The sequence below is a fragment of the Ectothiorhodospira variabilis genome, assembly GCF_022227625.1.
GTDB lineage: Bacteria > Pseudomonadota > Gammaproteobacteria > Ectothiorhodospirales > Ectothiorhodospiraceae > Ectothiorhodospira > Ectothiorhodospira haloalkaliphila.
Map to the genome: position 1 here is coordinate 430,600 of NZ_JAJNAO010000002.1, position 19,156 is coordinate 449,755.

A 19,156-nucleotide genomic window follows, 5' to 3' on the forward strand; every position below is an offset into this window, starting at 1 on the left:
GCATCAATCGGGGTCATCCCCCCTTTTCCCTCAAGATCAAGAAAGGAGTCCGCCTTGGACACGTTCAAGCTGGTCAGACCGGAACACCTGAACCACTACGGTTATCTCTTCGGGGGTTTCCTGCTCAAATGGGTGGACGAAATCGCCTGGATTGCCGCCAGCCGGGACTATCCCGGCTGCCGCTTCGTGACGGTGGCCATGAATAGCGTGGAGTTCCACAAGGGCGTTCATCAGGGAACGGTGCTGCGTTTCAGCAGCCATGAGCACAAACGTGGCAGGACGTCCGTGCAATACGCGGTGAGTGCCTTTGCGGATGACCTGGAGAGCGGCCGGGAAGAGCCGATCTTTTCCACCTGCGTCACCTTTGTGCATCTGGATGGCGAGGGGAACAAGACACCACTGCCCGAGGGCACGGACTGACGGGCGTGGCTTCCCAGCCTCGCCCCCCTCATCCCATTACCAGGGCACGGCTTCGGAAGACACCGGCTGGGGCAGTTCGAAGACCGTCTCCAGCCGCTGGATCAGCCCCCGCATTTCGTGACCCAGCAGGGTGAACTCTGCATCCATGCGGGCCACGGCGTCCTCCGCCTCGGCCACGCCGCCTTCCTCGATCAGTTCATCGGCCATGCGCAGGCGTTTGATGGATAGATCATCTGCCAGCACGAAGTTCAGGCGCTCGTTCCAGTCAAGGGCCAGTTGAACCACCTGCTTGCCCACTTCCAGGTGCTTGGCGATCTCTTCCCCTGTCAGGTCCTGCCCACGGCAACGGACCACCGACTGGGTGTCCGTGGGGTCACGCAGTTCGCAGGCATCCCCCAGCTCAAAGCCCTCGTCACCGTGGCCCTGTGACACCCAGCGGGTCATCAGGGAGGCGGGAGGATTGGCCGGCTGCGGCAGGGCCGCGGGCAGGCTGCCCAGGGACTCACGCAACAGGCTGACCAGGTCATCGGCCAGGCGTTCACTGGAGGCATCCACCACCAGCCAGCCGGCCACGGTATCCACGTAGGCCATCAGGCGGCGCGAGCGGGTGAAGGCCTGGGGGAGTAGTTCGGCAGTGATGGCTTCGCGCAACTGCTTGCGTTCGGCACGACCGACGCTGCGGGCCTCGCCGGCCTCGATCTCGGCCACCCGCTCTTCCAGCATCTCGGCCACGACCGAAGACGGCAGCAGCCGCTCCTGGCGCCGGGCGCAGATCAGCAGGCAACCGGCGGCACCGTGCACCAGGGCCGTTGTGTCGCTGCCCAGGGGCTCGGTCCAACCCATGGTGGACAGGGTCAGAGGGCCGCAGGGCTTGAAACGGTGATCGGCAAGCTTGTCTTCGAGTTCCGAGGCGGAAAGACCCAGGGGGTCCCCCAGGCGGAAGAGTCTGGCATTCTTGAACATGAAGTGACCGGTGGTGGGAAAGGCCCGGGATTATACCCGCCGTGACCTGATCTTGCTCAGTCAGGTCTTGCTCAGGGAATCATGGACCTGGGACAGGATCTCGGTAGCCACCATCAGCACATGATCCCGGGCAAAGCCCGCTTCGATCATCTCGTCGTAAAGGGTGTGGGCCATCAGGCGCGCCACCTTCTCCGGATCATGGGTCATGCGACCGGTGCGACGGGCCTCGCGGGCCAGGGTGAGCTGCATGAAGTGGGTCTTGAGCAGCCCCTGAAGCCGATGGATGTGGATGGCCTTGGATACCACCAGGGCCAGGATGCTGGCCATGCGCAGATCCAGGCCATCCAGTCGTTCCCGGTCAATGGGGCTGTCCACATTGATCACACCGACCACCTGGTCTTCCAGGATCACCGGCACCGAGACCACATCCACGGTACCGGACTCGCCGCGGCGGGCCAGGGGTGCATAGGGTGAATGATGCAGATCCTTGATCAGCAGCGGTTCCCCGGAACTGGCCACCCGCCCGGCAATGCCGTCTCCCAGGGGCTGGGCATGCTGTCTGGCCTCCTCCGTCAGACGGCCACAATGGGCCTCCACCCTGAGATGCGGCAGCTCCTCGCCATCGTTCCTGCTGACCAGCATGATGGAGCAGTGGTGGCAGGTCATGGCATGGGCCACCAACGTGCTGAGTTGATCCAGCCCTTCCTCGAGGGATTGGGTGGTCTCCACGAAGCGGGACAGTTCGGTGAGTCGTTCGGTAAAGGAGGCATCGTACATGGCAGGCTCTCAGGTCAGTACTTCCGGGAGACGCAGGGTGAAACAGCCACCCCCCAGGTTGCCCCGGTTGGATAACTCCACATAACCCCGTCGCGTTTCGTCCGCATGCATGTCGGCCACCAGGGCACAGAAGTAAAGCCCCAGCCCGGTGCGTCCCTGCGTGGGGTCGAAATCGCCCTGGTCCTCCAGCGACCGGCGCCCCAGCATGGATTCGGGGTAGCCGGCGCCGTTGTCGTCCACCTGCAGGACCAGCCACCCCCGTTCCTCACGGGCCCATATGGACAGCTTATCCTGAGTGTAGCGGATGGTATTGTTGATCACGTTTTCCAGCAGGCTGTTCACCAGGCCACGATCCATCACCCAGATCAGATCCGGGTCACAATGGAGTTCGCAACGCACCTCACGGTGATCCATGAGGGGCTTGTTACTGAGCCAGTAATCCTCCAGCAGTTCCTGGATCATCACCGGGGCGAAACGGGGCGTGAAACCACCTGTGCTGTTTCGGTAGAGGGTCAGCAACTGGATCAGCGCATCATTGACACGGCGTGCCTCGTAGCGGAGTTGGGTGAGGCGGTCAGGATCGCACTGGATGGGGGCGCCTGAATGATCCTCCAACAGGGTGTCCAGTGAGTTGAGCACCATGTTGAGCGAGTTCTTCATGTCATGGATGCTGATGGCCAGCACCGCGCTGAAATCCAGTCGACTCACATCCTCACCCCGTTAGCTGCTTTCCATCATCCTAACCGTTTCACGGGGAACAAGACCATCAAAGGTCCTCCTGGCGCAGCATCTCTGCCCGTTCCACCTCCCCCAGATGGGACAGCCCCTGGATCAAGGCAGCCCGGACCAGGGCGGGTGGCTGCCCGCGGGAGAGCTGAACATCCAGGGTGTCCAGGATGGCCTCCTTGTCCAGTGCCAGTTCGTTGCAAACCAGCAGGTGCCCCACCAGCTCCCACCAGGGGAAATCTTCATGCCCCCGCAGTTCCGTGCGCATCTGTTTGAGGCAAGCTCCCGCCTCGCTGGACTCCCCATGCCTGGCCAGCGCATGAGCAAGCCAGACAGCGTCTGAGGGGTGACCGGCACCCTGAGACTGCCCCAGCTGCACGGCCTGTTTCCAGGAGGCCACAGCCTGCTCCCAATGCTGAAGTTCCATGGACAGACGCCCCAGTTGACGTTGACGCCCCAGGGATCTTCCCGAGCGCCGGATCGCCTCGATCAGAACCTTGAAGGCGTCTGCGGAGCGCCCCTGGCGTTCCAGGGAGCCAGCCAGTCGATCGTGGGCAGACATGAAGTGGGGTGTCACCTCCAGGGCCTTGCGATAACAGGCCTCCGCCCGGCCATCGTCACCGCGCATCTCTTGCGCCTGCCCCAGGGCCACATGGGCCCAGGCCACTTCCTGCTCCGCCAGGGCAGCGCGCGCTGCCGCTTCCATGCCGTCGGCGTCGTTTTCCTCGAGGGCCAGATCCGCCTGCAGACGCAACACATCGGCCCGCTGGCCGCGCCCCGTTGCCAGCATGTCCTGCAGCAGACTGCGGGCGCCGGAGAGATCCTTTTGCGAGAGCGCATCGGCCACTGGCCTCAAGGGCAGACGGCGGCGCAGCACCCGCTGCAGCCGGACGGCCAGCAGGTCCTTGGTGATGGGTTTGGCCAGATAGGCATCGGGCGCACTCTCCAGAGCGGCCATGACCATCTCCGGGGTGTTCTCGGCAGTGATCATCAGGAAGGCGGTGCCCACACCCACCCGCCCCTCGCGGCGGGCCGTTTCCAGCAACTGCTGCCCGTCCATGCCAGCGCCCAGGTTGTAGTCGCACAGAACGATGTCGTAGCGTTTGGCGCGCAACCGGCCCAGCGCATCCTCCGCATTGGCCGCCACATCCGGCTCCTGCCGCGCCCCCATGGAAAGCAGCATTCCCGATAGATTGGAGCGCATGGTATGGAAATCGTCGATGATCAGGACCGACAACCGCTCCAGCACATGATCCATTCGTTTTGCCTCCCGTGGCCAATGGGCACCTGATTCTGCCCGCATGGGGCGTTGGTGAAAAGACCCACCATACCGTCCCAAACGACAGCCGGGGCATTCTGCTACAGTCATTGAGGGAATCGTCTCGCGCGACTCCCCCGGTCTACAAACACGAACTTACCAACTTCAAGGAGTCCGTCATGGGCAGGTTCTGGGTCATCCTGATCGTCGTCATCGTTCTGGCGCTGCTGGTGGGTGGGGGTGTGGGCGGCCACCACGTGTCCAAGCAGAACGACTTCTGCATCGCCTGCCATGCCTATGAAAAGGTCTCCTGGGATCATGGTGACCATGCCTTCACCAACTGCCTGGATTGCCATACCAAGGGCCTGGTGACCGACAAGGTGCAGGGGGCCCGCAAGGTCTACCTGATGTTCACCGGTCAGAACAACCCCCACAACGACCCGCCGTCGCAACTCCACCCGCAGAAGACCAGCGACAACTGTGCCGCCTGCCACATGACCAGCGAAGTGGAAGCGAATGATCCGGCATTCTTCGCCCAGCACACGGGCATGATGGAAAACTTCGACACCTGCCAGAGCTGCCACGATTATTCGGGACACGACCCGGAGCTACAGGCCCTGCGCTTCGAGGCACCGCGGTTCGCACAGGAGGATTAGACGCGCCCGCCGGCAGCCCGGATCATGGCGGCGGGCTCTCCTGGAGCCTTGCCAGCCGGGCCAGCTGACGGCGCAACGCAATGCGCCGTCGGCGCAGCCAGATCATCTCCCCCACCAGCACCAGCAAGGCCGCCCCATAGGAGCCCCAGACGAACGGCCCGTGGCCGCCCATGGCGAGAAATTCCATCATGCCTTGCCCCCCATGCGTTCGAGCACCCACTTGGCGCGGCGTTCACGTTCCAGCAATTCCAGCCTCGCCCGCCAAAGCACCACCGCGATGGCATACATCCAGCAGGCGAAGGTCATGAGCATCAGCGCCACGAACATCACCGTTTCCATGGTGGGCGCACTGGTCACGGTGATGGAGGCCCCCTGGTGCAGGGTGTTCCACCACACCACAGAGAAGTAGATGATGGGCACGTTCACCACCCCCGCCAGGGCCAGCACGGCACTGGCATTGGCCGCCCGCTGACGATCCTCGATGGCCCCATGCAGCGCCATGTAACCCAGATAGAGGAACAGCAGGATCAACTGGGAGGTCAGGCGTGCGTCCCACACCCAGTAGGTGCCCCAGGTGGGCTTGCCCCACAGGGCCCCTGTCCACAGGCAAAGAAACGCAAACAGGGCGCCCGTGGGGGCAATGGCCTTGGCCATCACCTCGGCGGTCTTCACCCGCCAGATCAGGCCGATGGCCGCATACACGGCCATGAGCACATAGAGGAACATGGACATCCAGGCCGCCGGCACATGGATGAACATGATGCGGTAGCTGTCCCCTTGCTGGTAATCCGGCGGGGCCACCACGAAGCCCACATACAGACCGGCGACACACAGTATCGCCGCCAGACCCCCAAACCAGGGAATCAATCGCCCCGACAGGTCATAGAAATTCGGTGGTGAAGAGAACTTGAACCACTGCACACGCGGTTGAGCCACGGCCTTCCTCCAGTCAGTCCAGCATGATGCGCAGCGCCGCGGCGATCGCCCAGGGCGCCAACAACAGGGTAAAGATCAGCAATGCGGCCAGCAGCGACAGGTGGGCATCGGGGCTCGACCCGTACATGACCGCATCCACGGCCCCTGCCCCCATGATCAGTGCCGGCACATACAGGGGCAGGATCAACAGCGAAATCAGCACGCCCCCGCCCCGCAGTCCCAGCGTGAGCCCCGCGCCGATGGCCCCCACCAGGCTGAGAATGGGCGTACCCAGCAGCAGGGCCATCATCAGCACAGCGATTTCGGTGCCATCCAGGTTGAGCTGCATGCCCAGCAAGGGCGATATCAGCACCAGGGGAAGGCCCGTGACCAGCCAGTGGGCAAGAATCTTCATCAACACCAGCAGTGGCAGGGGCTGCGGTGTGAGCAACAGCTGCTCAAGGGAGCCGTCGCGGAAGTCATCGGCAAACAGGCGCTCCAGGGAGAGCATGGTGGCCAGCAGGGCGGACACCCACAGCACCCCGGGTGCCATGCTGCGCAGCAACTGAGGATCGGGCCCCACCCCCAGCGGGAACAGGGACACCACCACCACGAAGAACCCCAGCACCACCAGTGCATCCTGGCGACGACGCATGGCCAGCAGCAGATCCCGTCTCAGCAGGGCCATCAAGGCCCGTAACAACGCGCTCATGCACCCGTCCCCAGGGTGAGTGTGCGCTGGGTGCCGCGCACAGGTACGGCCTGGTGGGTGGTGAGAATGATCATGCCCCGGGCGGCCAGATGGGCCTCCAGTGCCTGCCTGAGCACTTCGATCACCTGCACATCCAGGGCGGCAAAGGGTTCATCAAGAATCCACAGGGGCCGTCGCAGCAACAACAACCGGGCCAGGGCGACGCGCCGTTTCTGGCCTTGAGACAGCAGCTTCACCGGCAGGTCCGCATGTCCGCCCAGGCCCAGTTCCTCCAGCATGGAGAACACCACCTCAGGCGCCTGCGGGCAGCCGTGCAGCCGGCACTGGCTTTGGATGTTTTCCTCGGCGCTGAGTTCATCCTTGAGCGCATTGTGATGCCCCAGATAGGCCAGGTGCCCCCCAGGGCCGTCATCCAGGCGACGCACCGGCACACCGTTCCAGGTCATTTCCCCCTCCATGGGGCGGGTGAGCCCGCACAGCACCCGCAACAGGCTGGTCTTGCCGGCGCCGTTGCGGCCAGCCACCTGCAGGAGTTCCCCGGCCTCCAGCGAGAACGTCAGGCCATTGAAGAGCAGGCGCTCGCCGCGCTCCAGCACCAGGCCGTCCACCGCAAGGCAATGCGCCGGAAAGGGCTGCGGGATCGGGGCATCCAGCGCGCCGCCCGGCACGGCTGCAGCATCGCTCATGACCACTGCCCCAACTGCCGCATGCGCTCTCGCACGGCTTCGGCCAGATCGTCCGGATGGTATTTCTGCACGAACTTGTCCGCTCCGGTGCGACGCACCATGTCCACGTTGAAGACGCCGCTGATGGATGAATGCAACAGGATGTAGAGATCCTTGAGACGCTCGTCCTCGCGGACCCGCGTGGTGAGCTGATACCCGTCCACTTCCGGCATCTCGATATCCGACACCATCATGATGAATTCACGGGCCACATCCACACCCTCGGCCTGCAGGCGCTCGATCAGCTCGATGGCATGCTTGCCATCGGTCACCAGGGTGCACTGCACGCCCAGTTGTTCCAGGGCGGCGCGAATCTGATTACGAGCCACCGTGGAATCATCCACCACCAGCACCTTGCAGTCCTCGGCACGAAAGCCATCACTGAGATCTGCCGACACCTGAGTGCTGGCATGCACCACCTGATCCAGCACCTTCTCCACATCCAGGATCTCCACAATGCGATCATCCAGCAGGGTAATGGCGGTGACGAAGGCATTGCGACCCGTGGCCCGGGGCGGTGGCTGAACCTGCCCCCATTGGGTGTTCATGATGCGCTCCACGCGACGGATCAGGAAACCATGCACCGAGCGGTTGTACTCGGTGATGATGATGTAACCATCCTCCGGCGACTTGAGGGGCGGGCCGCCAATGGCCAGCGACAAGTCCATCACCGGCATGGTGATGCCCCGCAGGGTGGCGATCCCCTTCACCAGCGGATGGGAACCCGCCAGATGGGACAGGGGCTGATAAGGGATGACCTCCTGAACCTTGAAGATATTGATGCCATAGAGTTGCTGGCCCTGGAGCTGGAACAGCAGCAACTCGAGTCGGCTGCCGGCCACCCGATTGGATTCCAGGGATGACCCCCAACGATCTTCAACCATGTCGACGCTCCAGATGACCCACCTTCGTCCCATGGTACCAGTGCGCCCGGAAGGGCACACGCTCGCACCCGCCATCCATCCCGGGACTTCGTGCATCGTTTTCTGACCTGGATCATACTGATAAATCGCAACCATAGAACCTGAGGCCACCCAGGTTGTCTTGAATACGAATGAACAAAACAAATGCCCAGGCCGGACGGTGCAAATGGGGGCACCAACCCGCTTGCGACCCCGTCTGTGATGGTGCTATGAATGGCCAGCGCCGCCCCGGGCGGCCAGGCGCACGGATGGAAGTGCCTCAAGGAAAGACCATGATCATTGGGTGGAAACACCCTGGCAGGAGAATGCAATGACGCCTCGACAGAAGAGACGAATGGCTGGCGTGGCGCTCGTCGTGCTGGCGGTTTCCACCGCCTCGGCCCTGGCCCTGAGCGCCTTCCGCGAGAACCTGATGTACTTCTATGGGCCCTCCCAGATCGCCCAGGGTGAAGCACCGGGCGAGCGCATCATCCGCCTGGGCGGACTGGTGGAGGAAGGATCCATCCAGCACAACGATACCGACCTGACCGTGCAGTTCAGCATCACCGACACAGCCCACAGCATCCCCGTCGAGTACGTGGGCCTGCTGCCTGACCTGTTCCGTGAAGGTCAGGGTGTGGTGACCCACGGTCGCCTGGGCAGCGACGGCATCTTCCGCGCCGAGCGGGTGCTGGCGCGACACGATGAGAACTATATGGCCCCCGAGGTGGCCGCAGCACTGAAGGCCGCGGGATATGAGGAACACCCCGGCGAGAAGGCGTACTGACCATGATCGCGGAAATCGGTCAGCTCGCCCTCATCCTTGCCCTCCTGATGGCCGCCGTGCAGGGCATCATCCCCCTGATCGGCGCCCATCGGGGCACGCCCGCCTGGATGGCCACCGCTCACACGGCCGTGGGCGGTCAGTTCCTGTTCCTGGCGATCGCCTACATTGCGCTCACCTACGCCTTCATCACCCATGATTTCTCGGTGGCCTACGTGGCCAACCACTCCAACTCCGAGCTGCCGTTGATGTATCGCATCTCCGGGGTCTGGGGCGGCCACGAAGGGTCGTTGCTGCTCTGGGCGCTGATGCTGTGTGGCTGGTCGCTGGCCGTGTCCTGGCTCAGCAAGGGGTTGCCCACGGACATGGCGGCGCGCACCGTGGCCGTGATGGGCCTGGTGAGTGTGGGCATCCTCTCGTTCACCCTGTTCACCTCCAACCCCTTCGAAACCCTTTTCCCGGTACCGGCCGACGGGCGCGATCTCAATCCACTGCTGCAGGATCCGGGTCTGGTGATCCATCCCCCCATGCTGTACATGGGCTACGTGGGGCTGGCCGTGCCCTTTGCCATTGCCATCGCCGCCTTGATCGGCGGGCGACTGGATGCCGCCTGGGCCCGCTGGACGCGGCCCTGGGCCACCGTGGCCTGGGCTTTCCTGGGGGCCGGCATTGCCCTGGGCAGCTGGTGGGCCTACTACACCCTGGGCTGGGGCGGCTGGTGGTTCTGGGACCCGGTGGAAAATGCCTCCCTCATGCCCTGGCTGGCTGCCACGGCATTGATTCACTCCCTGATCGTCACGGAAAAGCGAGGGGCGTTCCGCACCTGGACGGTGCTGCTGGCCATCATGGCCTTCTGCCTGAGCCTGCTGGGCACCTTCCTGGTTCGCTCCGGCGTGCTGGTTTCCGTGCATGCTTTTGCCACTGACCCTGCTCGAGGCGTGTACATCCTCGCGCTTTTGCTGGTGGTCACCGGGGTCTCGTTCGCCCTGTATGCCTGGCGTGCCCCCAACGTGCACAGCCATGCCGAATTCAAGCCCGTGTCCCGGGAGGGAGGGCTGCTGGCCAACAACGTCATCTGGATGGTGGCCCTGGCCGCCGTCCTGTTGGGCACCCTGTATCCCCTGCTGCTGGATGCCCTGAACATGGGCAAGATCTCCGTGGGACCGCCTTACTTCAACGCGGTGTTCGCGCCGCTGATGCTGCCCATGATCTTCCTGGTGGGCCTGGGGCCACTGCTGCGCTGGAAGAGCGCTTCCGCCCGGGAGATCAGCCTGCGCTTCTGGCACACCTTGCTGGCGGCCCTGGCGGTGGGTGTGGTCTTCCCGCTGGCCATGATGGGCAGTACATCGCTGATGATCACCCTGGGCGTGGGCCTGGCGGTCTGGATCATCCTGGCGTCCGGGCGTGATCTTTACAGCCGGCTGCGCCAGCGCGGCACGCCGCTGACCACCCTGCGCAAGCTGCCTGCCAGCTACTGGGGCATGACCACCAGTCACGTGGGCTTTGCCATCCTGGTGATCGGCATCACACTGCTCATGGCCTTCGAGCAGGAGCGTGATGTGCGCATGGGTCTGGGGCAGAGCCATGAACTGGGTGGTTATACCTACGAGTTGCGGGATGTCTACAACGTGGCCGGCCCCAACTGGGATGCCCTGGAGGCCCACGTGCATGTGACCCGCAACGGTGAACCGGTCACCGACCTGTATCCCCAGCGGCGGGTGTACCGGGTGCAGACCCAACCCATGGCCCAGGCGTCATACCAGTCCCGATTCACCCGTGACATCTTCGTGGCGCTGGGCGAGCCCATGTCCGGCAACACCTGGTCATTGCGGCTCTATCACAACCCCTTCCAGATGTGGCTCTGGATCGGGGCCACGTTGATCGTACTGGGGGGCTTCGTGGCCGCCACTGACCGCCGCTACCGTGTGTTCTCCCGGCGGAGGGCCACCGAGCCGGCCTCGCAACGCATCGATAACGCTGGCGGGATCGCTGACCAGGATGCCGCACCCCGGCCTGCCCAACGGAGCCCCTCGGCATGAAAAGACTGATGTATCTGCTGCCCATGGGGCTGCTGCTCCTGCTGGGCCTGTTCCTGCTCATCGGCCTGGGGCTCAATCCGCGTCTGGTTCCCTCCCCCCTGGTGAACCAGCCGGCCCCAGGTTTCGAACTGCCGGCCCTGGAGGAACCCGAACGCATGGTGGGGTCGGCGGACTTCGAGGGCGAGGTGGTGTTGTTCAACATCTGGGCCAGCTGGTGCGTCTCCTGCCGTCACGAGCACCAATTGCTGGTGCGCATGGCCGACCGCTACGGCATCCCCATTTATGGACTCAACTACAAGGACGAACGCCGTGACGGCCTGGAGTATCTGCGGGCCTTCGGCAACCCCTACGTGTGGAACGCCCATGACCTGGAGGGTCGCGTCGGTATCGACTGGGGCGTGTACGGCACGCCGGAAACCTTTGTCATCGACGGCGAGGGCCGGATCCGTTACAAGCATGTGGGCCCACTCACCTGGGACAAGGTTCAGGATGACATCCTGCCCTTGGTGGAGCGCCTGCGGAGTGAAACCCTATGAAGGCATGGTGGCCCCTGATCCCGCTGCTGGCGCTGCTGGCCTTCTCCCCCGTGGCCTCTGCCGGTGGGGTCGACCCCACCGATTTCGATGAACCGGGGCTGGAGGAGCGCTACCGCGCCCTGCTCCATGAACTGCGCTGCACCGTCTGCCAGAATCAGTCTCTGGCGGACTCGGATGCCGGCCTGGCCCGGGATCTGCGTCGGGAGTTGCGCACCCAGCTCAACGCCGGCTCCAGCGACGACCAGATCATCGACTACATGGTGTCGAGATACGGTCAGTTCGTGCTCTACCGCCCTCCGTTCTCGCCCGCCACCTACCTGCTGTGGATCGGACCGTTCGTGCTCCTGGGGCTGGGCTTCGTGGTGCTGTATCTCACCTCCCGCGGCAGCCGTCAGGGCGCCCGGACCACCGGCGTGGACAGCGCCGCACGCGAGCGGGCCCGGCGCCTGCTGGGTGAAGGAAAAGACGTATGACCATTGGTTTCTGGATTGCAGCCGCGCTGCTGATGCTCACGGCCATCGTCATGGTGATGTGGCCCTTCCTGCGTGGTCGCACCGGGCCGGGCGTGGAAGCCCGCGGCCTGAATCTCACCATTTACCGGCAGCGCATGGCCGAACTGGATCAGGAACTGGCCTCGGGGCTCATGAACCGGGAGCAGTACGAGGCTGCACGCCTGGAACTGGAAGACAACCTGATCACGGATGTTGAGGATGACTCTGAGACATCCTCGCCGCCGAGAGCGGCCTCCCCTCACCGTCAAGGAGGGTTGGTACTGCTGGCCACCGCCATCCTGGTGCCCATCCTGGCGCTGCTGATCCACTTCCAGCTGGACCATGGCGGCCCGGACCCACGCCAGACCATCGCCATGGGGCAGGCTCCCTCTGCCGGCGGGGGATCGGAGCAGGGCGCGAGCCAGCATGATCTTGAGGAAGTGGAACGCATGATCGGCCAGCTCAGGGCTCGCCTGGAGCAGGAGCCGGATGATGCCGAAGGCTGGGTGGTGCTGGCCCGCACCTACCGCTTTCTGGAACGGTTCGGCGACGCCGCCCAGGCCTACGAGCGGGCCCATGACCTCATCGGCGATGACCCGACCCTGAACGTGGACTATGCCGAAACCCTGGTGGTGGCCCAGGATGGCCGTGTCTCCACCCGGGCCGCCGGACTGCTGGACACGGCCCTGGAGCAACAGCCGGACAACCAGAATGCCCTCTGGCTGGCGGCCATCGGCGCCTTCCAGGCGGGTGACCTGAGCCGTTCTCAGGAGCATCTGCAACATCTTGAAACCCTGGTGGACCCTGACACTGGCTCGGCTCGTGCGGTGGAGGATGCACTCCGGGAGGTGAACGCGGCCATGCAGCAGGAGCAGGCCGACAGCGCCCGGACCCCGACTGCCCCGCAAGGCGATGCCAAGGTTCTGGAGGTCACCATCGAACTGGATGATGCCCTGGCCGAGCGGCTCTCCGGGGATGAACACGTGATGGTGTTCGCCCGCCCGGTGGATGGTCCCCGCATGCCCCTGGCGGTGGTCCGCACCGAGGCCCGCTTCCCGCTTCAGGTCACCCTGGAAGACGGCGGTGGCATGGGCATGGCCGCACAGAACGCCATGAGCCAGTACCAGTGGATCGAAGTGGTGGCCCGCGTCAGCGAAGGCGGCATGGCCGAGGCACGCAGCGGCGATCTGGAGGGGATCAGTAATCCGGTGGATCCGTCGGATCCGGAGGGCCGCGTGAATCTGCGCATAGACCGGGTGCTGCCGTAAGCATCCCGCCATCCTGGACGCCGCCCCCTCATCCCCACCCCCCCAAGGGTGGGGCAGAGAGCAGGTGGGACCTGGCTACCTGCAGCCTGAGCCCCTCTCCCCCCCGTGGGGAGAGGGAAAAACCCCACGACCTTGACAGCCCAACAGGTCTGAGCCCCTCTCCCCCCGTGGGGAGAGGGGTTGGGGTGAGGGGTGGGTGCTGGGATAAGCCCCATGAAATGCAGTAAGCTCATCCCCTCAAGTTACCGCCCGGCACCGATCAGGAGCCTGTTTCATGCCCCCGCAGCCCCCCACGCAGCAGAACACACCCACCGACAAGGCACTCCCCCACCGGGATCTGTGCACCGATTGCGGCATCACCCGCACCCACGATCCGCGCCGCTGCGGCCACGCCTGCCAGTTCATCCAGCCCCGTTACCCGCGAATGGAGGCCCAGGTCCACGGCCGTGCCCGGGACCCGGAGCGGGACGATGAGCTTTTTTTCGGCCCCTATCAGTCAATGCACCAGGCCGCGCTGCAACCGCCCCGGGAAGGCGCCCAATGGACGGGGATCACCACCCGCCTGGCCGAGCGCCTGCTGGAAACCCACCAGGTGGATGCCGTACTCACCATGCGGGCCGCCGACGATGATTTCTGGCGCCCCGAACCTGTGCTCGTCACCCGGGCCGAGGACATGGCCCGCTGTCGGGGCATGCGCATGGGCTATGCCCCGCTGCTGGCCCACCTGGAACCAGCGCTGGCTCAGGGATACAAGCGACTGGCGGTGATCGGCCTGCCCTGTCAGGTGTATCCTCTGCGTGTGCTGCAGCAGGAACTGGAGATCGAAGCACTCTACGTGATCGGCACGCCCTGCTCCGACAACACCACCACCGAACGCTTCCACGATTTTTTGGCATTGCTGGCGGATCAACCCGAGACCGTCACCTACCTGGAGTTTCGCGCCGACTACCATGTGGAACTGCGCTTCACCGACGGGCGCGTGAAGACCATCCCCTTCCTCAAACTGCCCATCTCCAGGTTGCCCAAGGATTTCTTCCCACTGACCTGTCAAACCTGCGTGGACTACACCAACGTGCTGGCGGACATCACTGTCGGTTACATGGCTGGGCGAGGGGAGCAATGGCTGGTGGTGCGCAATGATCGCGGACGCGAGATGCTGGAACTCCTGGAGGATGAGGTGACCCTCAAGGCACCCACCAGTGCCGGCAAGCGTCAGGGGCCGGTGACCGGTTTCATGAAGAACACCGAGCGCGCCGCTGGCGGCCTGCCGCTGCGCAGCATGCCCGACTGGGCCAGGCCCATCGCTGCCTTTTTCATGCCCCGCATCGGCCCCCGCGGCCTGGAATTCGCCCGCGCCCGTGTGGAGATGAAGGCGGTGGAGACGGTCCTTCACCTGCGTCGCGCCATGCCCAAGCGCATGCACAACATGATACCGGATCATGTGTGGCGCCTGGTGGAACCTTATGGACTGGAGCCGAAAGAGGGGGAACGGGGACGTTAATCCCTACCCGCCAGAGCGGGCACCGGGCAGTGCTTCCCTGGCCAGTTTCCGCCCCAGGGCGATCACCGGCCCCGCCCGGTGAAACTCGTGGATCATGCAGACATTCTTGGGCACGCTGATCACCAGGTCCGGTCGGAAGACCGCCAGATGCTGCCGGGTGATGGCCGCCTGCATGGTATCCAGGGAGCGCATCAACACCTCGGACAGGGCCAGCCCTTCGGCGGCCGAGGGACTGGTGTCGTTGCCGAAGGACTCCACATAGCCACGCATCCGCTGTAACAGCCCATTCTTGTTCTGGGTCGCCCCCCGACCATCGGATTCCGGTTCGGACTCGGGGGCTGGACCATTCACATCCACCACAATGGTCAGGTCCGTCAGCGTGCGCAGCGTGGGCGCCACCGGCACCGGATTGAGCAGCCCCCCATCCACCAGCGTGCGTCCCCGGTAGCGATGTGGCGTGAAGACCGCCGGGATGGCAATGGAGGCGCGGATGGCATCGAACAGGGAGCCATCGCTCATCCATACCTCCCGGCCCCGATCGATGTCCACGGCCACGGCCGTGTAGCTGATGGGCAGGTGCTCGATATCACTCTCCCCCACCAGCTCCTTGAGCTTCTTCATCAGCTTGTCGCCGCGGATGATCCCGCCCCCGGAAAAACTCCAGTCCAGCAGACCCAGCACATCCGACTGCTCCAGACCCGTGACCCATTCCGCGTAGGTATCCAGCTCCCCCAGGGCATAAATCCCCCCGACCAGCGCCCCCATGGAACTGCCGGCGATGGCACGGATCTCATAGCCCTGAGCCTCCAGCTCCTGGATCACACCAATATGCGCCAGCCCGCGGGCTCCGCCAGAGCCCAGCACCAGGGAAACCGTGCGAGCGTTGGACGAAATGGGCAAGGAGTCTGCTGCATTCATGCTGGATGGCACCGTCGAATTGTATAATCACAAGATAATTTAAACGGCGGCATTACGGATACCCCGGTAGCGCAATGCCACTCTTGCCCTCCTCCCGGAATACCATGTCCCGCATCCTGCTCAGCCTGCTGATCCTGTGTCTGACCCTGCCGTTATCATTCCCGCTGCATGCCCAGGAGCATGGTCCAGCCCCCATGGCGCAGATCTCCCAGGCAGAACTGGAGGCACTGCTGGGCGAGATGGAAGCAGGCAGAGACCGACTGCTCCCCCTGATCGATGCCATTGACACCGGTCCAGCCGAAGACTGGCTGGAGCAAAGCCCCGAACAACACCTGAGCCAGCGGGCCGGGGACACGAGCCTTGCGAGCACGGAACAGGCACTCTGGCAAACTGCATTGGAGCGAGAGCAGTCCGCGGCGGATCGCGTGCGTGGTGCCCTGGATCGGGCCACCACGGCGCGGGCCACGCCAGAGCGACTGAGTGACTTCATGGATCGGATTCAGCAGACGGTGGCCCCCCTGCAACCCGTCGAAGACGAGTGGACCATCAACGAAATCGATCAGGAACTGACCACCCTTGAGCGGCGTCGCCAGCAGGCCGCCCTGGAACTTGACCAGAAACGGCTCACCCTGAGTCGCCTGGAGGAGCAGTCTCGCAACCAGGCCGAAACCCTGGAGCGCCTGGGTCGCGAACGCCAGGGGGCCATTGACCAGGTTCAGGCCGTCAATGATGTGGACATGCCCCAGGCACGGGAAGCCGCTTCCGAGGCACTGATCCGTCAGGCGGATGCCCGCATCATCGCCGCCCAGCTGGACGCCCAGACATTGCTTCCGCGCATGGAAACCCTGGCCCTGGAGGTCCGCGCCCTGGAACTGGAGTCCCGCTGGCTGGCCCTGCGGGCCACCCAGATGCAACGGGCACTGAATGAGCGTTCCACGGAGGAACTGCGCAGCCTGCGCGGCGATCTGCAGCGGCTGTTGAACCAGGAGCCGGATGCCCGCACACGCTTTGCCGATGAGATTCAGGCACTGAATGCCCGTTTCGAGCAGATCGCCCGCACCCAGAGTCGCATCCGGGAACTACAGGCCGACCGCGAACGCTACACGCGCCTGGAGCAGGACCTGACCCAGACGCTGCTCAATGTGCGTGAACGCCTGGAGGTCAGCGGCCTCAACGAGGCCCTGGGTGGACTGTTTCTGGAGGAACAGCGACGGCTGCGAGACCTGGACGAGGTACGATTCACCCTGGCCACCATCGAACGGGAACTGTCTCAGGCACGGCTGCGCAGCATCAGCCTGCGGGAACAGGCCTCGCGCCTGCCCACCCGCCCGGTCATCAGCACCGTCGACGACCCGGCTCAAGCGGAGATGACCCGCATCCAGCAGCAGACCCTGGCCGCGCATCTGCAGTCAGAGGAGGTCCTGGCGGATCAATTGCGCCATGCGGACCTGCGGGCTCGATCGGTGGTGGCGCTGGTGGACGAACTGCAACAGATCCTCAGGGAAACCCTGCTTTGGTGGCCCAGCCACCTGCCGGTGAGCCTGGACTGGGCCATGGGGACCCCAACCGCTGTCACCAGCCTGGCGGACCCGGCCTCATGGCGGGAAATCCGCTGGGCACTCAGGGAGGTGACCATCGGCAGCCCGATTGCCATGCCGCTCACGCTGATGGTGGTGGGCCTGCTCTTCGCCTGGGGCCGCGGCACGCCGGCCCACCTCCAGGCACTGGCGGAAAAGACCCGCCACCGCTTCACTGATCACATCAAGCTCACCCTGCAGGCCCTGTGGTGGAGCCTGGTACGGGTGATCCCCATCCCGCTGCTGCTCATGATCACCGCGCTGCGCCTGGAATGGATGCCGGAGATGGAATTCGGCGTGGAGGTATTGGCCGCCATGCTCTTCAGTGCCTCCATCTGGTGGCTGGCGGGGCACCTGGTCCTGCTGTTCACCTCAGCCCATGGCGTGGCCCGCGCCCATTTCGGCTGGAACGAGCTGACCCTTCAGCGCCTGCGACGCCATCTCACCTGGTTCCTCCCGGCCCAGTTGGGCCTGATCCTGTTCCTGGCCCTCACCTTCGCCCATCCCAGTGAACTGGTGTTCGATATCTTCGGACGCCTGGGCCTGCTGGCCGCCGTCATCATCACCGGCCTGCTGGGCTGGAACCTGCTGGCACCGCCCCCCGAGGACACCCCCTTCCCCCTGAAGGAACGCCGCCGACGCCTGCTGCGCATGACCCTGGCGGCGGTCACCCTGACGCTGGCGGGCCTCACCCTGGCCGGTTACCTGCTGACCGTGGGGGAGCTGATGGCGCGCATCATTGACACCGCCATCGTGCTGGGTGTCGTGTGGCTGGCCTACAGCCTGGCCGCCCGGGCGCTGATCCTCAGCGAAACCCGCCTCCTCCTGCGTCGCATGCGCGAGCAGCGGGCCAAGGCGGCGGCCGTGGAGAGCAGCAGCACCGTGGGTGCCGAGGGGGGCGTGGAAATCCCCGAGCGCCACCTGAGCCTGGAGGACGTGAACCAGCAGACCCGGACCCTGCTGCGCACCACCGCCGGAGCGGGCGTGATCCTGGCCCTGTTCTGGGCCTGGTCAGACGTACTGCCGGCACTGACCTGGCTGGATGGAATCACCCTCTGGTCACGCACCATCGTGGTGGGCGATGCCGAGATCCTCAGCCGGGTGAGTCTGCAGGATTTCCTGCTGGCAATCTTCCTGGGCATCGTCTTCACCCTGGCGGCCCGCAACCTGCCCGGCCTGGTGGAGATCCTGCTGGCCCGCAGCACCACGCTGGATGCCGCCGATCGTTATACCACCACCATGCTGCTGCGCTATGTGCTGGCCGTGGTTGCGGTGATCATCGTCTTCTCCCTGCTGGGCCTGCGCTGGAGTGAACTGCAGTGGATGGTGGCGGCCCTCACCCTGGGCCTGGGCTTCGGCCTGCAGGAGGTGGTGGCCAATTTCGTCTCGGGTCTGATCGTGCTGCTGGAACGCCCCATCCGCGTCGGCGACACCATTACCATCGGCGAATACAGCGGCACCGTGGCCCGCATCCGCACCCGCGCCACCACCATCGTGGATTGGGACAATCGGGAGATCGTTGTTCCCAACAAGAACTTCATCACCGAGCGCCTGATCAACTGGACCCTGTCCGACACCACCACCCGCCTGGTGATCCCGGTGGGGGTCAGCTACGACTCGGATGTGGACAAGGTGCGGGAGATCCTGCTGGAAGTGGCCCGCGAAAACCCCCAGGTGCTGGACGAACCGGAACCCACCGTGTTCTTCCTCAAGTTTGGCGACAGCGCCCTGACCTTCGAATTACGGGTGTATGTCTGTCAGTTACGTGAACGGCTGGTCACCATCAGTGAACTGCACACCACCATCATCAAGCGTTTCCGTCAGGAGGGCATTGAAATTGCTTATCCTCAGATGGATCTGCATATTCGGGACATGGCCCCCCTTGCGGCCACCGGCGCCAACCTTCAGGGAGGCCAATAACGCCCCAAAATGGCGCAAATACGCACTATAACGGTGCATATGGCTCAATTCCTTGCTCTTTTGGCGAC

At 64.3% G+C, this 19,156-nt stretch carries 19 protein-coding genes; 9 read left to right on the forward strand and 10 right to left on the reverse strand.

Annotated elements, in window-relative coordinates:
* Nucleotides 1–54 precede the first annotated feature (54 nt).
* Nucleotides 55–420: an acyl-CoA thioesterase gene (locus tag LPW30_RS04655; protein WP_239680212.1), complete on the forward strand. Its 366-nt coding sequence runs from the start codon at nucleotides 55–57 to the stop codon at nucleotides 418–420.
* A gap of 36 nt (nucleotides 421–456) precedes the next feature.
* On the opposite strand, the gene LPW30_RS04660 is transcribed toward LPW30_RS04655, so the two are convergent.
* From LPW30_RS04660 to LPW30_RS04675, 4 genes are read right to left on the reverse strand one after another with little or no spacing between them, the layout of a single operon-like run.
* Complete coding sequence (locus LPW30_RS04660; protein WP_239680213.1) at nucleotides 457–1,383, reverse strand: recombination-associated protein RdgC; 927 nt, start codon at nucleotides 1,381–1,383, stop codon at nucleotides 457–459.
* 60 nt (nucleotides 1,384–1,443) lie between these two features.
* Nucleotides 1,444–2,160, reverse strand: a complete 717-nt coding sequence (locus LPW30_RS04665) for a GAF domain-containing protein (RefSeq protein WP_025282674.1) — start codon at nucleotides 2,158–2,160, stop codon at nucleotides 1,444–1,446.
* Between the two features lie 9 nt (nucleotides 2,161–2,169).
* Nucleotides 2,170–2,868, reverse strand: coding sequence for a sensor histidine kinase (locus tag LPW30_RS04670; RefSeq protein ID WP_025282675.1), 699 nt, complete (start codon nucleotides 2,866–2,868; stop codon nucleotides 2,170–2,172).
* A gap of 58 nt (nucleotides 2,869–2,926) precedes the next feature.
* A complete protein-coding gene (locus LPW30_RS04675) occupies nucleotides 2,927–4,144 on the reverse strand; it encodes a response regulator (protein ID WP_025282676.1) in 1,218 nt (405 codons plus the stop codon).
* 179 nt (nucleotides 4,145–4,323) lie between these two features.
* On the opposite strand from LPW30_RS04675, the gene LPW30_RS04680 reads away from it, so the two are divergent.
* Nucleotides 4,324–4,800 carry a NapC/NirT family cytochrome c gene (locus LPW30_RS04680; RefSeq protein ID WP_025282677.1) on the forward strand — a complete coding sequence of 159 codons (477 nt, stop codon included), beginning with the start codon at nucleotides 4,324–4,326 and terminating at the stop codon, nucleotides 4,798–4,800.
* Between the two features lie 22 nt (nucleotides 4,801–4,822).
* Here LPW30_RS04680 and ccmD read toward each other — a convergent pair whose 3' ends face one another.
* The 5 genes from ccmD to LPW30_RS04705 are packed head-to-tail and all read right to left on the reverse strand — an operon-like array spanning nucleotide 4,823 to nucleotide 8,036.
* Nucleotides 4,823–4,990, reverse strand: a complete 168-nt coding sequence (gene ccmD / locus LPW30_RS04685; protein ID WP_025282678.1) for a heme exporter protein CcmD — start codon at nucleotides 4,988–4,990, stop codon at nucleotides 4,823–4,825.
* Nucleotides 4,987–5,736, reverse strand: a complete 750-nt coding sequence (locus LPW30_RS04690; RefSeq protein ID WP_025282679.1) for a heme ABC transporter permease — start codon at nucleotides 5,734–5,736, stop codon at nucleotides 4,987–4,989. The genes ccmD and LPW30_RS04690 overlap by 4 nt, the downstream gene beginning before the upstream one ends.
* Before the next feature lie 13 nt (nucleotides 5,737–5,749).
* The gene (gene ccmB / locus LPW30_RS04695; protein ID WP_029762651.1) at nucleotides 5,750–6,427 is read right to left on the reverse strand and encodes a heme exporter protein CcmB; all 678 of its coding nucleotides are present in this window, start codon (nucleotides 6,425–6,427) and stop codon (nucleotides 5,750–5,752) included.
* A complete protein-coding gene (gene ccmA / locus LPW30_RS04700; RefSeq protein WP_025282681.1) occupies nucleotides 6,424–7,113 on the reverse strand; it encodes a cytochrome c biogenesis heme-transporting ATPase CcmA in 690 nt (229 codons plus the stop codon). The genes ccmB and ccmA overlap by 4 nt, the downstream gene beginning before the upstream one ends.
* Entirely contained in the window at nucleotides 7,110–8,036 is a 927-nt protein-coding gene (locus LPW30_RS04705; protein WP_025282682.1) for a chemotaxis protein, read from the reverse strand. Before LPW30_RS04705 ends, ccmA begins: the two co-directional genes overlap by 4 nt.
* 349 nt (nucleotides 8,037–8,385) lie before the next feature.
* Here LPW30_RS04705 and ccmE point away from each other — a divergent pair, with 349 nt between their 5' ends.
* The 6 genes from ccmE to LPW30_RS04735 all read left to right on the forward strand — a co-directional run bounded on the left by ccmE (nucleotide 8,386) and on the right by LPW30_RS04735 (nucleotide 14,673).
* Entirely contained in the window at nucleotides 8,386–8,841 is a 456-nt protein-coding gene (ccmE, locus tag LPW30_RS04710; protein ID WP_025282683.1) for a cytochrome c maturation protein CcmE, read from the forward strand.
* A 2-nt stretch (nucleotides 8,842–8,843) separates the two neighbouring features.
* The gene (locus LPW30_RS04715; RefSeq protein ID WP_025282684.1) at nucleotides 8,844–10,877 is read left to right on the forward strand and encodes a heme lyase CcmF/NrfE family subunit; all 2,034 of its coding nucleotides are present in this window, start codon (nucleotides 8,844–8,846) and stop codon (nucleotides 10,875–10,877) included.
* Nucleotides 10,874–11,413: a DsbE family thiol:disulfide interchange protein gene (locus LPW30_RS04720; RefSeq protein WP_025282685.1), complete on the forward strand. Its 540-nt coding sequence runs from the start codon at nucleotides 10,874–10,876 to the stop codon at nucleotides 11,411–11,413. The genes LPW30_RS04715 and LPW30_RS04720 overlap by 4 nt, the downstream gene beginning before the upstream one ends.
* On the forward strand, nucleotides 11,410–11,886 hold the full coding sequence (locus tag LPW30_RS04725) for a cytochrome c-type biogenesis protein (protein WP_025282686.1): 477 nt from the start codon (nucleotides 11,410–11,412) through the stop codon (nucleotides 11,884–11,886). Before LPW30_RS04720 ends, LPW30_RS04725 begins: the two co-directional genes overlap by 4 nt.
* Nucleotides 11,883–13,172: a c-type cytochrome biogenesis protein CcmI gene (gene ccmI, locus LPW30_RS04730; protein ID WP_239680214.1), complete on the forward strand. Its 1,290-nt coding sequence runs from the start codon at nucleotides 11,883–11,885 to the stop codon at nucleotides 13,170–13,172. The genes LPW30_RS04725 and ccmI overlap by 4 nt, the downstream gene beginning before the upstream one ends.
* A 274-nt stretch (nucleotides 13,173–13,446) precedes the next feature.
* The gene (locus tag LPW30_RS04735) at nucleotides 13,447–14,673 is read left to right on the forward strand and encodes a Coenzyme F420 hydrogenase/dehydrogenase, beta subunit C-terminal domain (RefSeq protein ID WP_025282688.1); all 1,227 of its coding nucleotides are present in this window, start codon (nucleotides 13,447–13,449) and stop codon (nucleotides 14,671–14,673) included.
* 3 nt (nucleotides 14,674–14,676) lie between these two features.
* Here LPW30_RS04735 and LPW30_RS04740 read toward each other — a convergent pair whose 3' ends face one another.
* Entirely contained in the window at nucleotides 14,677–15,591 is a 915-nt protein-coding gene (locus tag LPW30_RS04740) for a patatin-like phospholipase family protein (protein ID WP_051582654.1), read from the reverse strand.
* A gap of 104 nt (nucleotides 15,592–15,695) precedes the next feature.
* Here LPW30_RS04740 and LPW30_RS04745 point away from each other — a divergent pair, with 104 nt between their 5' ends.
* Nucleotides 15,696–19,088, forward strand: a complete 3,393-nt coding sequence (locus LPW30_RS04745) for a mechanosensitive ion channel domain-containing protein (protein ID WP_026623795.1) — start codon at nucleotides 15,696–15,698, stop codon at nucleotides 19,086–19,088.
* The last annotated feature ends 68 nt before the right edge of the window (nucleotides 19,089–19,156 follow it).

Excerpts from the sequence above, each read along its gene's own strand:
- LPW30_RS04660 (WP_239680213.1), bottom strand. The coding sequence starts at position 1,383 with ATGTTCAAGAATGCCAGACTCTTCCGCCTGGGGGACCCCCTGGGTCTT.
- LPW30_RS04665 (WP_025282674.1), bottom strand. The coding sequence starts at position 2,160 with ATGTACGATGCCTCCTTTACCGAACGACTCACCGAACTGTCCCGCTTC.
- LPW30_RS04675 (WP_025282676.1), bottom strand. The coding sequence starts at position 4,144 with ATGGATCATGTGCTGGAGCGGTTGTCGGTCCTGATCATCGACGATTTC.
- LPW30_RS04680 (WP_025282677.1), top strand. The coding sequence starts at position 4,324 with ATGGGCAGGTTCTGGGTCATCCTGATCGTCGTCATCGTTCTGGCGCTG.
- ccmD (WP_025282678.1), bottom strand. The coding sequence starts at position 4,990 with ATGATGGAATTTCTCGCCATGGGCGGCCACGGGCCGTTCGTCTGGGGC.
- ccmB (WP_029762651.1), bottom strand. The coding sequence starts at position 6,427 with ATGAGCGCGTTGTTACGGGCCTTGATGGCCCTGCTGAGACGGGATCTG.
- ccmA (WP_025282681.1), bottom strand. The coding sequence starts at position 7,113 with ATGAGCGATGCTGCAGCCGTGCCGGGCGGCGCGCTGGATGCCCCGATC.
- LPW30_RS04705 (WP_025282682.1), bottom strand. The coding sequence starts at position 8,036 with ATGGTTGAAGATCGTTGGGGGTCATCCCTGGAATCCAATCGGGTGGCC.
- ccmE (WP_025282683.1), top strand. The coding sequence starts at position 8,386 with ATGACGCCTCGACAGAAGAGACGAATGGCTGGCGTGGCGCTCGTCGTG.
- LPW30_RS04715 (WP_025282684.1), top strand. The coding sequence starts at position 8,844 with ATGATCGCGGAAATCGGTCAGCTCGCCCTCATCCTTGCCCTCCTGATG.
- LPW30_RS04720 (WP_025282685.1), top strand. The coding sequence starts at position 10,874 with ATGAAAAGACTGATGTATCTGCTGCCCATGGGGCTGCTGCTCCTGCTG.
- LPW30_RS04725 (WP_025282686.1), top strand. The coding sequence starts at position 11,410 with ATGAAGGCATGGTGGCCCCTGATCCCGCTGCTGGCGCTGCTGGCCTTC.
- ccmI (WP_239680214.1), top strand. The coding sequence starts at position 11,883 with ATGACCATTGGTTTCTGGATTGCAGCCGCGCTGCTGATGCTCACGGCC.
- LPW30_RS04735 (WP_025282688.1), top strand. The coding sequence starts at position 13,447 with ATGCCCCCGCAGCCCCCCACGCAGCAGAACACACCCACCGACAAGGCA.
- LPW30_RS04740 (WP_051582654.1), bottom strand. The coding sequence starts at position 15,591 with ATGAATGCAGCAGACTCCTTGCCCATTTCGTCCAACGCTCGCACGGTT.
- LPW30_RS04745 (WP_026623795.1), top strand. The coding sequence starts at position 15,696 with ATGTCCCGCATCCTGCTCAGCCTGCTGATCCTGTGTCTGACCCTGCCG.